At 50.7% G+C, this 15689-nt stretch carries 14 protein-coding genes; 12 read left to right on the top strand and 2 right to left on the bottom strand.

Features of this window, described 5'->3' with window-relative positions; translation table 11 throughout:
• Positions 1-12: 12 nt before the first annotated feature.
• Positions 13-1125 carry an MGDG synthase family glycosyltransferase gene (locus JET16_RS27020; protein ID WP_325176788.1) on the bottom strand — a complete coding sequence of 371 codons (1113 nt, stop codon included), beginning with the start codon at positions 1123-1125 and terminating at the stop codon, positions 13-15.
• A gap of 141 nt (positions 1126-1266) precedes the next feature.
• On the opposite strand from JET16_RS27020, the gene JET16_RS27025 reads away from it, so the two are divergent.
• The gene (locus tag JET16_RS27025) at positions 1267-1827 is read left to right on the top strand and encodes a YkoP family protein (RefSeq protein ID WP_233532327.1); all 561 of its coding nucleotides are present in this window, start codon (positions 1267-1269) and stop codon (positions 1825-1827) included.
• 69 nt (positions 1828-1896) lie between these two features.
• Entirely contained in the window at positions 1897-2763 is an 867-nt protein-coding gene (locus tag JET16_RS27030) for a metallophosphoesterase (protein ID WP_199623301.1), read from the top strand.
• Positions 2764-2838: 75 nt separating this feature from the next.
• On the opposite strand, the gene JET16_RS27035 is transcribed toward JET16_RS27030, so the two are convergent.
• Positions 2839-3768 (bottom strand): DMT family transporter, encoded by a 930-nt coding sequence (locus JET16_RS27035; RefSeq protein ID WP_199623304.1) that lies wholly within the window; start codon positions 3766-3768, stop codon positions 2839-2841.
• A gap of 133 nt (positions 3769-3901) precedes the next feature.
• On the opposite strand from JET16_RS27035, the gene JET16_RS27040 reads away from it, so the two are divergent.
• The 10 genes from JET16_RS27040 (at position 3902) to JET16_RS27085 (ending at position 15522) form a co-directional block, all read left to right on the top strand.
• Positions 3902-5326, top strand: a complete 1425-nt coding sequence (locus JET16_RS27040) for an aminotransferase-like domain-containing protein (RefSeq protein ID WP_199623460.1) — start codon at positions 3902-3904, stop codon at positions 5324-5326.
• A 246-nt stretch (positions 5327-5572) separates the two neighbouring features.
• Positions 5573-6604, top strand: coding sequence for a polysaccharide deacetylase family protein (locus JET16_RS27045; protein WP_407673206.1), 1032 nt, complete (start codon positions 5573-5575; stop codon positions 6602-6604).
• Positions 6605-6799: 195 nt separating this feature from the next.
• On the top strand, positions 6800-8050 hold the full coding sequence (locus JET16_RS27050; RefSeq protein WP_199623307.1) for a M16 family metallopeptidase: 1251 nt from the start codon (positions 6800-6802) through the stop codon (positions 8048-8050).
• On the top strand, positions 8040-8486 hold the full coding sequence (gene dut / locus JET16_RS27055; protein WP_199623310.1) for a dUTP diphosphatase: 447 nt from the start codon (positions 8040-8042) through the stop codon (positions 8484-8486). Before JET16_RS27050 ends, dut begins: the two co-directional genes overlap by 11 nt.
• 262 nt (positions 8487-8748) lie before the next feature.
• Positions 8749-9648 carry a dipicolinate synthase subunit DpsA gene (gene dpsA / locus JET16_RS27060; RefSeq protein ID WP_199623491.1) on the top strand — a complete coding sequence of 300 codons (900 nt, stop codon included), beginning with the start codon at positions 8749-8751 and terminating at the stop codon, positions 9646-9648.
• Complete coding sequence (locus JET16_RS27065; protein ID WP_199623324.1) at positions 9645-10238, top strand: dipicolinate synthase subunit B; 594 nt, start codon at positions 9645-9647, stop codon at positions 10236-10238. Before dpsA ends, JET16_RS27065 begins: the two co-directional genes overlap by 4 nt.
• 65 nt (positions 10239-10303) lie before the next feature.
• Positions 10304-11344 carry an aspartate-semialdehyde dehydrogenase gene (locus JET16_RS27070; RefSeq protein WP_199623333.1) on the top strand — a complete coding sequence of 347 codons (1041 nt, stop codon included), beginning with the start codon at positions 10304-10306 and terminating at the stop codon, positions 11342-11344.
• 92 nt (positions 11345-11436) lie between these two features.
• A complete protein-coding gene (gene dapG, locus JET16_RS27075; RefSeq protein WP_199623334.1) occupies positions 11437-12654 on the top strand; it encodes an aspartate kinase in 1218 nt (405 codons plus the stop codon).
• A 78-nt stretch (positions 12655-12732) separates the two neighbouring features.
• A complete protein-coding gene (dapA, locus tag JET16_RS27080) occupies positions 12733-13614 on the top strand; it encodes a 4-hydroxy-tetrahydrodipicolinate synthase (RefSeq protein ID WP_199623340.1) in 882 nt (293 codons plus the stop codon).
• A gap of 231 nt (positions 13615-13845) precedes the next feature.
• On the top strand, positions 13846-15522 hold the full coding sequence (locus tag JET16_RS27085) for a ribonuclease J (protein ID WP_199623343.1): 1677 nt from the start codon (positions 13846-13848) through the stop codon (positions 15520-15522).
• Positions 15523-15689: the final 167 nt, after the last annotated feature.

Genomic DNA, 15689 nt, shown 5'->3' on the forward strand with positions numbered 1-15689 from the left:
AATGGCACTTTATTATGAATGGTTGAAAACGTGACGAATGGCCGACAGCATCTCGCGATCCGCCATTTGGCTTTTGTAATGCGATAGGTTGGATTGAAGCCCGCCAGCAACGTTACGGTCCGACAATATGCGAGTAATTTTTTCTTCGATATCCTCTTTATGCCAATCGAACCAATCGATCACAATCCCCAAACTCCTCAGATATTGCAAGTTGATCTCTTCTTGTCCGGGTAATGCGTGGTAGACGACAATTGGTTTTCCTTTGCGGATGCACTCGCTGACGGTTATGCCGCCAGGCTTTGTCAAGATAACGTCCGCCTCGTCATAGAGGTCGTTCATTTGCGCTTTCGACTCAATATAAGGAATCGGTGTTACATGGGGATAATTTTCATGAATCAGGTGCGAAAACAAGCGATTGTTTTTACCGCATAACACTTTATAATGAATGTTTCCGTCGGGCCTTGTTTTGCCGATAAGCGCTTTCATCATGCCCGCACCTTGGCTTCCACCGGTAAGCAAGGCTGTTATACGTCCCCCTTTCGCCGTGCGGTCATTGTTCGACTCCGTGATGTGGGGGTGAACGGGTATGCCGGTAATAAAAATCCGCGCACCGGCAACGCCTTTGGTGATGAGCGCCTGTTTCATATGCAAATCCGGGACAAAATGGTAATCGATCCCTTCGCAGCCCCACACGGCATTAATGAAGAAGTCGGTATACACGTTCACGACCGGCGCCGAAAGAAGGCGGCGGCTCTTGAGAAGGGATGCCAAGCGCGAGGGCAAGCAGTGCGTACAAACGATGAGATCCGGTGTTGTGTCCGAGATCAGCTTCTGCATCAGACGCAAGAAGAGTATTTCATATATCAAGTAACGGCGCTCCCGATGAGCGTCCCGGTAAGCGGCGTTTTTGTAAATCCAGCTGTATGACCCGGGAATCCAATGAATCCACTTTAAGTAAAATTGCGATATGAACGATTCCACCGTTCCGAAGCCGTATGACAAAATATCCAGTTTTTCGCAGCGAACGTCCGCATCGATGAGTCGAATGTATTCCGCAATAGTATCGGCAGCTTGATGATGGCCGGACGGTATGCTCAGGAACGGCAGCAAGAGCACCTTCTTCACATCAATACCCTCCATCGGGAATGTGATGTGAAATAGCATGTACCTTTTCCAGACAGGCATGTATGCTTATAATTTCCATCATGCAAGGCATTCCCCGCGGGCAAAATATGTCCACAGACGATGAAAAAGGGGAACCGTTCCATGAATGTGAGATCGTACATGTTGTCCATCTGGAATATCATCGACCCTATATATTACACATGCAGCCGGTTGACTCGCATTGATACCGCTTCGGACCGGAACGTCTTCAGGGTTAGACTGATGAAATACCGGGGAGAAAATATTACGCTTGCGGATGGAACCTGTATACGGAAGGGGGATACGCTGCTTAAGATTCATTTGCACAATGTAATATTAGTGAAAACATTATCTTCCATGTTAAATGAAGTGAGAAAGGGAAAACACATCTACCGTTTGGTAGAAGCTTCTATGCCGGATCTCGCCGATTACGTAAAGAACCATCACAGACGCGATGAAATTAAAGCAATTATTGGAATCACAATGTTAAACAAAGGCTGCCGTTCATTAGGATTTGAAACTCATTCGATAAGAAGCACTCCATACAGGGCGTTAAAGTGGGTCACGCAGCTTCCTCTATACTTTATATCCGTATCCGAACCGTTAAAGACCGTAAGAAAACAATCGATCAAATACTTGCTTATGTCCAAGGAAACGTTATTGGAGAGATATAACCGGGTGTGAATATATTACCGCTATCATTACAGATCCCTCTTCACTATACTTAGTAGGGTAGTGAAGGGGGTATTTTTTATGACGTACCTGATAATCGCATTGACGGCAATTATTCTGGTCCGATTATTTTATAAAGCTTACAAAAACACGCACGACGTTGTTATAAATCGCATTAACATCGGCGGTCAAGACGGCGAAAGCATGACCGATACGCCTTCAATGCGCGTGCTGCACTTGTCGGATATGCATCTGGAGAACATCTCCATTTCTCCAGGCCGGCTTTATGACTTGCTGAAGAACGAACAAATCGATCTTATTGCGCTTACCGGCGATTTTTTGGACCGGAAACGGACGATAACGAAATTGATTCCCTATCTTGAAACATTGAACCGATTGAATGCGAAGTACGGGATGTATGCTGTGTTCGGGAATCACGATTATGTGTTGAGACGGAAAAATTTTGCGCGATTGCGCAAAGTTCTAAACGATCACGGCTGCAAAACGCTGCAAAACGAAAACGAAACGATCCGTGTAGGCGGCGTATCGGTCAATCTGATCGGTATTGACGATCACAGCACGAAGCGCAGCGATTTGGCGGCTTCTTACACGGGAGTAAGAGACGGATACAATCTGGTTCTCACGCATGATCCGAACGTGGTGTTGGATATGGGGCGCTACAGTTTCGATTATTTGCTTTCCGGGCATTTTCACGGAGGGCAAATTTGTTGGCCCAAACCTTATCATCTCATCAAGATGGGGAAGCTTGTGAGATTGAATATGGTGAAAGGCTTGCATTATCATAACGGCAAACCGTTCTATATCAGCGAAGGTTTGGGCCAGACGGGCGTCAATATCCGGGTTGGAAGCCGTCCGGAAATCACGCTGCATGAACTTTCTTTATCTTCGCGATCCGATGAAAACAATGTGTCGGATGTCGCCGTATAATGGTGTCAATGGGGCTGTCCCAAAGTAGATTAATTCTACTTTGGGGCGCCTCTTGTTTTTCGAACGCGATAATTGTTATGTCTCATTTCTTAGAGCGGGGGAGGTCCGTCCCGGACTCCGAATCAGCAGCTTCAGGCTGTCCAGATTGGCGAAAACAGTTCCGGCGATAATCGTCAACACTCCGAGCAATGTAACCCAAGTAATACTCTCGCCGTAAAACAAAACTCCGATGAATAGCGCAATCGGCGGCGATACGTAGAGCCATGTCGCTGGAAAGACAGGGTTTGTTTTGGCGACGAGCCAATAGAAGAGACTGTGTCCTACCATGGAGCCAATGACGGTTAAGTAAATAAGAGATCCGATAACACCCGCGGTTAGCAAGCTCTTCATCTGAACGTGCTCGGTGAACGCAGACAATAGGAGTAACAGCAAGCCTCCATAGATCATCTGAGCCGCGTTCAACGCGATCGGCGATGAATTAGGGAAGCGATGAATGACCCGTTTGGAATATAGGGCGCCGGAAGAATAGAACAGTTGGCCGATCAATATCGCAACGCAACCGATTACCCACCATGCATTAGTGGATACGGTAAGGTTGGGAAGCATGAGTACGACTACTCCCGCGAATCCGAGAATGCAGCCGAAGACGGACCGTAAAGACGTGTTCTGGCGAATGACGGTAATTTGCAGCACGAGAATCATGAGCGGTCCTGTGGCGGACAACACCGCGGCAATGCCCGAAGAGACGTATTGTTCGGCCCAGTATAGGGTCGAGAAGGTGCCGAACGTCAAGCCGATTCCTGTAAGCAGCATCTCTTTTCGAAGCAGTAAATTAAAATTCGCTTTTTTCCTCCATGCCATCCACAAGAACAAGATCAATCCCGCGGTGAAAAATCGTATCCCTGCCGAGAAGAACGGCGGGGCTGAGCCATCAAGACCGATCTTTATCGCCAAGAACGTCGTGCCGAAAATGAGACAAACGAACGCATAATTGAAAATAATCATGGTTTCTCCTCCTTATGTTCTGTATCATACAGGGCAGTGAATAGAACAGATGTGTACCAACAGAACAGATGATCCGAAGCATGGTGTACAATGAAGCCAATAAGAGGAGGGAACGAAGCGCGTGAAGAGAGCGATGAGGCCGGCCGAGAACGGCAAACTGCTGTTCAAGCAAGTCTACGACTACGTCATTTCCCGGATTGAGCGGCAAGAGTGGAAAGCACACCACAAGCTCCCGTCGATCCGGCTGCTCGCCCAAGAGCTTCGCGTTCATCGGCTTACGGTATATCGGGCGTACCAGATGCTGAAACAGAACGGGAAAGTTTATGTGAAAGAGAAATCCGGTTATTATGTATGTCCAAGCGATCCGGAGCAAACGCTGCCGGAGTACGGCGAGCATTCGGAAAACCGTCCGATCGCGGCTTCCGGCTTCTTGAAAAACGATTTATCCGAAATTCATCAGGTACCGGTCATTTATCAGTTTTCCCAAGCGTTGATCGATCCGAATTTGTTGCCCAATCTGTTTCTGTCCGAATATGTAAAGAAGGTGTTTGACAGTTATCCGAAATTGCTTGGCACCTACTCGACAGTGCAAGGGGATGAGGAGCTGCGCGATGTCCTTACCCGCTATATGGTACGACAACTTAGGGTTCAGCTGACCGCAAGCGAAATGCTGATTACGACGGGTGGACAGCAAGCGATTGATCTGCTTTCCCGCATTTTCATCAGACCTATGGATGCGATATTGGTGGAAAGGCCGACGTACAGTGCCGCGCTCGATATTTTCCGCCAACAAGGCGCCCGGCTCTTGCCTGTCGATATTTATCCTGACGGTTACGATCTTGAGAACTTAGAATTACTGATGAAACAGTATAAACCACGGCTTTTTTATATGAATCCTACCTTTCATAATCCGACGGGATACACGGTACCCTCAGCGCAACGCAAGCAGCTTGTAGAGCTGGCTGAACGGTACCGGTGTTTGATTATAGAAGACGATGCGTTTCATGACATGTATTTCGACAAGCCGCCTCCAATGCCACTGTTCGCTTACGATACGGAAGGATGGGTCGTATATCTCCGCAGCTTCAGCAAGTATATCGCTCCGGGCTTGCGGATTTGTTCCGTCATCGGCCGGCGTTTCGTGATTGAACCCCTTATCACAGCAAAGTCTCTGGCCGATAACGGGACTCCGTGCGTCAATCAAAAAATATTTCTCCATTATTTCGGGTCAGAACGGCTGCAGCAGCACTTGGAGAAGCTACGAATCGCTCTTCAGGTCAGGAGAGACATTATGGAGCAGGAATTGACCGCTGCGGGGTGGAGTTGGGTCACTCCGCAAGGCGGGCTTAATTTGTGGCTAAAGTTGCCGGACTCGATCTCTTTGGAAAAGTTTTTTGTCGAAAGCATCCGGCAATCCGTATCCTTTGTCCCAGGGGTGATCTGTGACCCGCTCAGGGAGATGCACTCTTGGATCCGTCTAAGCTATTCTTTCGTCAACGAGGCGCTATTGCGGGAGGGGACCAGGAGACTCGTGGACATCGCAAAACGTTATAAATAGGGGCTGTCCCCATAGTCATCGAAGAAGAGTGAGGGATAGACCGTTGCTGAAACCGAACCGAACTTTTTTCAACTTTTTTCGGTTACAGCGCTCAATTGCGGTTTTCGCGACTGCGTGACCGATTTACGTCTGCCCGACTTGTTGCACGACACATTCTAACCTTGTCCTCCAGCGCATAAACTGAAACATCAAGCATGTCCGAAGCTGATATTCGGGACGGATGGGAGGGTTTCGAAGGTGAGGGGCATATGGAAGAAAGGTTTCGTTACTGTCGCGTTTTTCTTGTTTTCCTTTCTTGTCATAAACGAATCGGGGAGCATCGTTGAATATGTCGCGTTTGTCAGAGGCGGGGACGCTATGGAGACGACGGTGCGGAATGCGTACTTAATCCGCGAACCGTCGGTCGATCCTGCGAGATTGTCCCCAGAGCAAAAGCAGCTTTACGATCGGATTTCTGCGGAAGCTGAGAAACGAAGGATCGAACCGATCGACGCTAGAGTCGATCCGGTGTGGAAGGCCATTCCCGGGTTGGACGGGGAAGAGGTGGATATCGAGCGCACATTCCGTATGGCGGTTCAATCCAAAAAAGGGAGTGACATTGCGTTCGTCGTAAGGCCTGTCGCTCCCAAGATCAACCTGGACGATCTCGGCGCTCAACCGATTTATAAAGGCAACCCGCACAAACCGATGATTTCGCTCATGATTAACGTCGCTTGGGGGAATGAATACATACCGGGGATGCTTGAAACGCTGCGGAAAGAAAATGTGAAAGCGACTTTCTTCTTGGACGGCAAATGGTTGAAGAACAATCCGGACGTAGCGAAGCAAATTATGGCTGAGGGCCATGAGATGTCAAACCATGCGTACTCGCATAAGGACATGAGCCGATTAAGCGAAGCTGCGGCGAGGGATGAAATCGGTAAAACGCAGCAGCTTCTGAAGGACATTCTCGGCGTCGATAACAAACTGTTTGCTCCGCCGTCCGGAGATTACGATCAAGATACGGTCCGGATCGCGCACGATATGGGCTTGCGCACCGTGCTATGGACGATTGACACCGTCGATTGGAAGAAGCCGCCCGTCGGGTCGGTCATCCGGAAAATTTCGGCGCGCCTTGAACCGGGATCGCTCATCCTAATGCATCCGACGCACAGCTCAAGAGGCGCCTTGCCGGGCATTATAGCGGAGGCGAAGCGGCGAGGGCTGGCAATATCGACGGTGAGCGACACGCTTTCGCCGAATCGCGTGCAGACGATCGGGACTCCGCCCGGTTTTTGAACCGTTGAGTTGCATCGGTGAAGTTTTTCTTATAATATCAGGAAGTATAAGTTTTAGTTAATAAAACTGCCTTGTTGATATTTCAAGAAAACCTTCCGCTAATCGCGGTCTTGCTTCTTTAGAATTGGCTTCGAAAGAGGTTTTTTTATAATATCAGGAAGTATTACATATAACGCCAAATCAGGAGGCGTCCAGGTGGAAAAGAAACAGCTTAGCAACGGAATCCGGGTGGTGTTGGAAAATATTCCGACGAGCCGCTCGGTTTCTTTCGGAATATGGGTGAAAGCCGGATCGCGCAACGAGGATACGACGAACAACGGGATTTCCCACTTCATCGAACATATGTTGTTTAAGGGAACCAACCGGTTTTCCGCAAAAGATATCGCCGATGTGTTCGACGGAATCGGAGGGAACGTCAATGCGTTCACTTCGAAAGAGTATACTTGCTACTATGCCAAAGTGTTGGATGAGCATGTGCCGATCGCCGTAGACGTGCTTGCTGACATGTTCCTCCGCTCGCAGTTGGCGGAAAACGAGCTTTCGAAAGAGAAGAACGTCATTATCGAAGAAATTTCGATGTACGAAGATACTCCGGACGATCTTGTCCACGACATGATTGCGAAAGCGGCTTACGGCGGCCACCCGCTCGGATTTCCGATTTTAGGCTCGGAATCCAATTTGCTGCCGATGAAGCCGGACGATCTCCGAAAATATATTGGCAGTCATTACGGGACCGAATCCATTGTTCTTAGCGCAGCTGGAAACATCGGGGATTCGCTGCTCGACCTGTTTGAAAAGCATTTCGGATCATACGGAAGCCGCGATTCCTCGGCGTATGTGCAGGCTCCGGAGTTTTTGGGTCTTCACGAGTTTCATCGCAAGAAGACGGAGCAAAACCATATTTGCATTTCGCTGCCGGGGTGTTCGCTCGAAGATTCGCTATTGTACCCTATGATTTTGCTCAACAATACGATCGGCGGGGGAATGAGCTCCCGGCTGTTCCAAGAAATTCGCGAAAAGCGCGGTCTGGCATACTCCGTTTACTCTTACCATACGTCCCATATCGATAGCGGCATCTTCACCGTCTATGCCGGGACCGCACCGAAACAAACGGCGGAAGTATTGGAGGTCACGTTCGATCTGCTAAACGACATCCGCGGCAAAGGGATTACGGAAGAAGAGCTCCGGAAAGGGAAAGAGCAGTTGAAAGGCAGTTTGATTCTCGGTTTGGAAAGCACCAGCAGCCGGATGACGCGCAACGGGAAGAACGAGTTGATGCTCGGCCGCCATTATTCGCTGGACGAATTAATTGAAAAGATCGAGAATGTCACCATGGAAGACGTTAAGATATTGGCGGACCGTCTGTTTACTGGGCCATGCGCGACGGCGATGGTCGGAAATTCGGATAAAGCGTTGTTGAAATGGAGGGATCGGTTTGCTCATTGATGTCTCGATACGGAAGCTGCAGGGGAATGAAGACGTTCCGCTTCCCGCGAAGATGTCGGCGGGCGCAAGCGGGTACGATATCTATGCGGCCGTTGCCGAACCGGTAACGATAGAGCCGGGGGAACGCGCGTTAATTCCGACCGGCTTTGCTCTTTCGATGCCAATCGGTTTGGAGGCACAAATACGTCCGCGCAGCGGTTTGGCTTTGAAGCACGGGATTACCTGCTTGAATACGCCGGGAACGGTCGACGCCGATTACCGGGGGGAAGTGAAAGTGCTGCTGATCAATCTAGGCGGGCAACCGTTCGTCGTTCAACGGGGAGAGCGCATTGCCCAAATGGTGTTCCAAACCGTCCCCGACATCCGGTTGACCGAAGCGGATTCGTTGGACAGCACCGATCGCGGTTCGGGCGGATTCGGGCACACGGGCAAGTAACATCGACATATTGGTCGTTGTGCGATCCGCCATACCTGATGCGTATCATGAACATACTTTTGCATAATGATTCAAGACGCCGTCCGTGGCGTCTTTTATTGTTTAAGCTGAAAAAGAGGCTTGTCTGTAAATTGTGGGCAACAGATCTTATGACTCGTCGCAAGACGGGTTTTTCTTTTTTTCCCTTCGAACGAGTAACCAACTCTGGGCGTTTGCCATAGTATGGCTATATATTGCAGGGAACTGAAAGGAGCGTGTTATGATGCTCACCGGAACGCATGTTACTTTCATCGGCGGAGACGCCCGCCAGTTGGAGGTTATCAAGCGGCTGGTTGAATTGGACGCTTCAGTAACGCTGATCGGATTCGATAATTTAAGCCAAGCTTTCAGCGGGGCGACATCCGCCGAGTTGAGCGAAGCCGTCTTTACGGAACAGGACGCCATACTTCTGCCGGCTGTCGGAACGGATGACAACGGGATGGTCGATGCCGTGTTCTCTTCGCGGGAACTGAAGCTTACCGAAGCACATATCAGCCGGCTCCCCAAACACGCCAAAGTGTATACGGGAATGGCAAAACCGTACTTAAAAAAAATATGCGCAAAATATGAAATCGAGTTGGTGGAATTGTTCGAACGCGACGACGTAGCGATTTACAATTCAATACCCACGGCGGAAGGCGCGGCAATGCTGGCCATGCAGCACACGGACATCACGATACACGGTTCGGTTTGCGTTGTGACCGGATTTGGGAGAACCGGCATAACAATGGCGAGACTGCTGCAGGGATTTGGCGCGAAGGTGCTCGTGGGGGTGCGGCGCGACGAACATTTTGCACGTGCGTTCGAGATGGGTTTCCTGCCGTTTCATACGAGGGATTTGCAATCTCATGTCGGGGATGCCGACCTATTGTTTAATACGGTGCCGTCGTTGATTATAACCGCGCAAGTGATCGCCGCGATGCCTCCGCGCACCGTCATTATCGACCTTGCGTCAAAGCCGGGAGGCACCGATTTCCGGTTTGCCGAGAAACGCGGTATTAAGTCGATGCTGGCCCCAGGGCTTCCGGGAATCGTGGCTCCAAAGACGGCCGGCCGAATTATTGCCTCCGTCGTCAGTCAGTTGCTCATGGAAGATTCAGCGAAACGGGGGAATGGACAATGAACTGGGAAGGCAAGACGGTCGGTTACGCGTTAACGGGTTCGCACTGCACTTTGGAAGAAGTGATGCCGCAAGTGAAACGTTTCGTCGATGCTAAGGCGAATGTGATTCCTATTATATCGCATACGGTACTTACGACGGACACGCGGTTCGGCAAAGCCGAAGATTGGCAGAACCAGTTGAAACAACTAACCGGAAATGATATTATTTCTACAATTGTGGATGCCGAGCCTCTCGGTCCTTCCAAGAAGCTGGATGTTCTTGTCATAGCTCCTTGCACGGGAAACACGACCAGCAAGCTGGCGAACGCCATGACGGAAAGCCCTGTGCTCATGGCCGCCAAAGCGCAAATGCGAAACGGAAGGCCGCTGGTGCTGGCCATATCCACAAACGACGGCCTGGGGTTAAACAGCTTTAATATTGCCAAATTGCTCATCACAAAGAACATCTATTTCGTGCCGTTCGGTCAAGACGCGCCGAGCAAGAAACCGAATTCGCTTGTCGCGCGCATGGATTTGGTGATGGAGACGTGCGAAGCCGCGTTGGAAGGCAGGCAGCTGCAACCCATGCTGATCCAGTATCAGCAATCCTAAGAGCTCCTACACGGACTCTCCGGGACATTAGGCCGCCGTATCTGAATGGTAGAGGAGAGAGACGCATGTCGGAAGCCAAACGTTTCAACGTTGCCGTAGTCGGGGCCACCGGCGCTGTAGGGGAACAGATTATTAAATTGTTGGAAGAACGGAATTTTCCGATCAATCAATTGAAGTTTTTGTCTTCCGCCCGCTCGGCCGGAAAGAAGATTCCGTTCCGCGGACAGGATGTGACGGTGGAAGAAGCGGCGCCTGACAGTTTCAAGGGCGTTGATATCGCCTTGTTTAGTGCCGGAGGCGATGTAAGCCGCGCACTGATACCTCATGCCGTGAAGCATGGGTCCGTATGCATAGATAACACCAACGCCTATCGAATGGATCAGGAAGTGCCGCTTGTCGTCCCGGAAGTGAATCCCGAAAAAATCGACGAACACAAGGGTATTATTGCTAACCCGAATTGCTCCACAATTCAGATGGTTGCCGCACTCAAGCCGCTTCACGATCGCTACCGCATATCGAAAATCATTGTTTCCACATATCAAGCGGTGTCCGGCGCAGGCGCGACAGCCGTACAAGAGACGCTTCGCCAGACGAAGGCCGTTCTGGACGGGGATGAAGTGAATCCGAACGTGCTTCCGGTATCGTCTCTGCCGGTCAAATACCAAATCGCGTTTAACGCGATTCCGCAAATCGACAAGTTCCAAGAGAACGGCTTTACACTCGAAGAGATGAAGATGATCCGCGAGACGAAGAAGATTATGGGGGACGAATCGATACAAGTGACCGCAACTTGCGTTCGAATCCCCGTATTGTACGGCCACTCGGAATCCGTATATGTCGAATTCAAGAACGATTTCGACCTCGAAGAAGCGCGCTCGATTATGTCAAGCGCTCCCGGCGTCGTGGTTGAAGACGACACCGAGCAGCAGCTGTACCCGTTGGCGACGAAGGCAGCCGGTAAACCGGACGTGTTTGTAGGCCGTCTCCGGAAAGATTTGAACGAGCCGAAAGCGCTCAACATGTGGATCGTCTCCGACAACTTATTGAAAGGCGCGGCTTGGAACGCGATTCAAATAGCGGAAATAATCGCTTCGAAGGGCAAATAAAAAGCTGCAAGAACGTTCGTCATCCGGCGAACGACAACCGCATACATTGGCGTACCGGGTCATTCAGTTCTAGTCGGAAGGAGATACTGACTTTGCGCATCTTGGTTCAGAAATTCGGTGGAACTTCCTTATCCACGGCTGAAGCCAGGGAACACGCCATCAAACATATTCGACGCGCTATAGACGAACAATACGCTTTGGTGGTCGTTGTCTCGGCGATGGGTCGGCGTGGAGAACCTTACGCCACCGACACGCTGCTGCAGTTGATCAACGAGAACGGCAATTGTTTGCCGGTTAGAGAACGCGACATGCTGCTTGCTTGCGGGGAAATGATTTCCGCCGCGGCTCTTTGCAGCTTGCTTGAATCCCGAGGTGTTTCGTCGGTCGCCCTGACAGGCGGCCAAGCCGGAATAGAAACGACTTACGATTACGGGAATGCAAGAATTACAGGCATTCGCACAGATCGAATCGAGGAATTTTTAAATCAAGGGAAAGTTGTTGTTGTCACAGGTTTCCAAGGGTGCGCGCCGAACGGGGACATTACGACTCTCGGCCGCGGCGGAAGCGATACGTCCGCCACGGCGCTAGGCGCGGCGCTTCGCGCGGAACGCGTCGATATATTTACCGACGTCGACGGGGTATTGACTGCCGACCCGCGCATCGTAACCGATGCCAAGCCTCTTGTTAAAGTGAGTTATATGGAAATATGCAACATGGCTAACAACGGTGCGAAAGTCATTCATCCGCGGGCGGTTGAGATCGCGATGGCCGCAGACATCCCGGTCAGGGTGCGTTCGACGTTCTCCGATTCGGAAGGAACGTTGGTGACCGGCGCTGCAGCGCTCCAACGCTCGAAAGATATCGTGCCTGATCGGCTCATTACGGGTATTGCGCACGTGGCCAACGTTTCGCAGATGGCGGTTCATGCGATGGAAGGACAATACGATTTGCAGCTGCGAGTGTTTAAAGCGATGGCGCAGCACGGGATCAGCGTCGATCTGATTAACGTTACCCCGTCCGGTGTCGCCTACACGGTATTCGATTCCGAAGCCGACAAAGCAGCAACCTTGCTCGCGGAGCTCGGTCTCAAACCGGCGATCGTGCAGGATTGCGCCAAAGTATCCGTAATCGGCGGCGGAATGAACGGAGTTCCGGGGGTCATGGCCACAATCATTGAAGCGTTGACGGAAGAAAATATCGGCATATTGCAATCGGCCGACTCCAACACTACGATTTGGGTATTGGTGCGCGGAACCGATATTAGCAAAGCGGTGAATGCTTTGCATCGGAAATTTCAATTGCACTTATAAAAGAATTAACTTAAATAAGCCCATAACATCCCATTTTTGACGGCAAACATCGGCAGGCATGACGCAAGGGAGGAACGCATGGTGGATTTCGGAAGACTCGTTACGGCGATGGTGACACCGTTCGATGACCAACTGAAAATAGATTGGGATCGGACCGCCCGCCTTGTCGATTACTTGATTGAACAACAGCAAACGGACAGCTTGGTGGTGGCCGGAACAACCGGTGAATCGCCGACGCTCACTGACGAGGAGAAGCTGGAGCTGTTCGGTTTCGTCCTCCGGCAAGCCCGCGGGCGGGTGAAAGTGATCGCAGGAACGGGCTCGAACGACACCAAGCATTCCGCTCACTTGTCGCAAGAGGCTGAAAAACTGGGCGTCGACGGCCTGCTGCTCGTCGCTCCGTATTACAGCCGTCCTTCCCAAGAAGGGTTGGCGGCGCACTTCCGGGCAATTGCCCAGTCGACAAGTTTGCCGATCATGCTGTACAACATACCGTCCCGAACGGGAGTCAACATATTGCCCGAAACGTTCCTTTCATTGGCGCAGCTGCCAAACATTGCGGCAATGAAAGAATCGAGCGGCGATTTGGACCAAATGTCGCAAATCATCGCCGGATTGCCCGACGGCGTTCGTCTATACAGCGGAGACGATAGTCTTACGCTGCCGGTGTTAAGTATCGGCGGCTACGGTATCGTCAGCGTTGCGAGCCATGTCGCCGGACGCGGCATGAAAGAGATGATCGACGCTTATGTGTCGGGTCGGCCGCAAGAGGCGGCCAGATTGCACGCACAGCTTATGCCTGTATTCAAAGGGCTGTTTTTCTGCCCTCATCGGGTGCCGAATCCGGTACCCGTCAAATACGCGTTAAAGTGCAAAGGCGTCGATTGCGGAGGCGTACGATTGCCTCTCGTCGATGTGACGGAAGTGGAAGCGAAATTTATCGAAGCATTTATGAAATAAAAGTGCGCGACTGAGCGATGCGCGTGAGAGGGTATAACATATCCTTCACGGCATCGTTTTTGATTTATGGGGAAATTCTAAATGGTAACGCAGCGCTCAACACGCCGACTTGAGTTTCCTATTTTTGATCATGTATAATGTGTCTAAGTGACTGGTGCGGTTTGTTTTACTTAATCGGCATGGTTTGTATTCATATAGATCGTCGCCAATAATTTTAAGGAGGTTCTTTATTTGTCAAAAAAGAATAATGAGAAATTAACGATTTTCGCTCTAGGCGGCGTGGGCGAGATCGGAAAAAATATGTACGTTGTACAGTATGCCAATGATATTGTCGTCATCGACTCGGGTTTGAAATTTCCGGAAGAGGATATGCTCGGAATCGACGTCGTCATCCCCGATATTTCGTTTTTGACCGAAAACCGGGAGAAAGTCAGAGGCATTCTTGTCACCCACGGACACGAGGATCACATCGGCGGCTTGCCTTATGTACTGAAGCATCTGAATGTCCCGGTTTACGGAACGAAGCTTACGCTCGGCCTTATCGAAAACAAGTTGAAAGAAGCGAACTTGCTCGGCGAAACGAAACGGATCCTGATCAATCCGAATTCCGTCCTGGACCTTGGTGCTATTCGCGCGTCGTTCTTCCGAACGAACCACAGCATTCCGGATTCAGTCGGTATTGCGCTTGAAACCCCTGAGGGGGTAGTGGTTCATACGGGCGACTTCAAATTCGACCAAACTCCGGTGAACGATCAATATGCCGACCTTCACCGCATGGCGGAAATCGGCAGTAAGGGCGTTCTGTGCCTACTGTCGGAAAGCACGAATGCAGAACGGCCCGGATTTACGCCGTCCGAGAAGACGGTCGGCGAAGAGTTGGTCGAAGTGTTCCGCAGGTCTGAGCAGCGCGTGGTCGTCGCCACTTTCGCTTCGAACATACACCGCATTCAACAGGTGTTTGAAGCCGCGATGTTGACCAACCGGAAAGTGACGGTTATCGGCCGAAGCATGGTTAACGTGGTAAATATCGCCAACGAGCTCGGCTATTTGGATATTCCGGAAGGAATGTTGATCGAACCGGAAGAAGTGAACAAATTGCCGGCAGACCGGGTCGTGATTTTATCTACGGGAAGCCAAGGCGAACCGATGTCCGCTCTTACGCGGATGGCTCGATCCACTCACAAGAAAGTGGACATACTGCCGGGGGACACCGTTATTATCGCTGCGACTCCGATTCCGGGGAACGAACGCTACGTCGGACGAACCGTCGACGAATTGTTCCGGTTGGGGGCGCACGTTATCTACGGACCGGGTTCCATCACTGGAGTTCACGTTTCCGGGCACGGCGCCCAAGAAGAGTTGAAGCTCATGCTCAACTTGATGAAGCCGAAATATTTCATTCCGATCCACGGCGAATACCGCATGCTGCGCCTTCACGCCAATCTGGCTGAAGCTGTCGGCGTGGATAAAGACAACATCTTTATTTGCGATATCGGAGATACGGTTGAGATTCAGAACGGCATAGCCCGCAAAGGTAACAAAATAACCGCAGGCAATGTTCTTATCGACGGACTCGGCGTCGGCGATGTCGGGAACATTGTGCTGCGGGACCGGAAGCTGCTGTCTCAAGACGGTATACTTGTTGTCGTCGTTACGCTCAGCAAGCAAGAAGGCAAGATTTTGTCCGGTCCAGATATTATATCCCGCGGATTCGTCTACGTGCGCGAGTCGGAAGGGCTGTTGGAAGAAGCGAACAAAATCGTTTCCAACACGCTGATGAAACTGATGAACGAGAACGTCAACGAATGGGCTTCGCTAAAGACGCAAGTGAAAGACGCGCTCGGACGATTCTTATATGAACAAACCAGAAGAAGACCGATGATTTTGCCGATCATCATGGAAGTATAAACAACACGACGCAACTTAACCATGTCACGCAATGCGAGCCTCCCCGGACACCGCCGGGGAGGCTTATTCATGCTGCAAGCGATGCCGCAGCAGGCTGTCTTGAATTTTCTCGGCTTTTCGGACACAAGATAATCAAAACTCCGTCGTCGAATATAACTGAATATAAC

This window comes from Paenibacillus alkalitolerans (genome assembly GCF_016482785.1).
Taxonomy (GTDB): domain Bacteria; phylum Bacillota; class Bacilli; order Paenibacillales; family YIM-B00363; genus Paenibacillus_AE; species Paenibacillus_AE alkalitolerans.

Coding starts and splice junctions, on each gene's coding strand:
- dapA (WP_199623340.1), top strand. CDS start 12,733: ATGGTGGATTTCGGAAGACTCGTTACGGCGATGGTGACACCGTTCGAT.
- JET16_RS27070 (WP_199623333.1), top strand. CDS start 10,304: ATGTCGGAAGCCAAACGTTTCAACGTTGCCGTAGTCGGGGCCACCGGC.
- JET16_RS27025 (WP_233532327.1), top strand. CDS start 1,267: ATGAATGTGAGATCGTACATGTTGTCCATCTGGAATATCATCGACCCT.
- JET16_RS27035 (WP_199623304.1), bottom strand. CDS start 3,768: ATGATTATTTTCAATTATGCGTTCGTTTGTCTCATTTTCGGCACGACG.
- dpsA (WP_199623491.1), top strand. CDS start 8,749: ATGCTCACCGGAACGCATGTTACTTTCATCGGCGGAGACGCCCGCCAG.
- JET16_RS27030 (WP_199623301.1), top strand. CDS start 1,897: ATGACGTACCTGATAATCGCATTGACGGCAATTATTCTGGTCCGATTA.
- JET16_RS27040 (WP_199623460.1), top strand. CDS start 3,902: ATGAGGCCGGCCGAGAACGGCAAACTGCTGTTCAAGCAAGTCTACGAC.
- JET16_RS27065 (WP_199623324.1), top strand. CDS start 9,645: ATGAACTGGGAAGGCAAGACGGTCGGTTACGCGTTAACGGGTTCGCAC.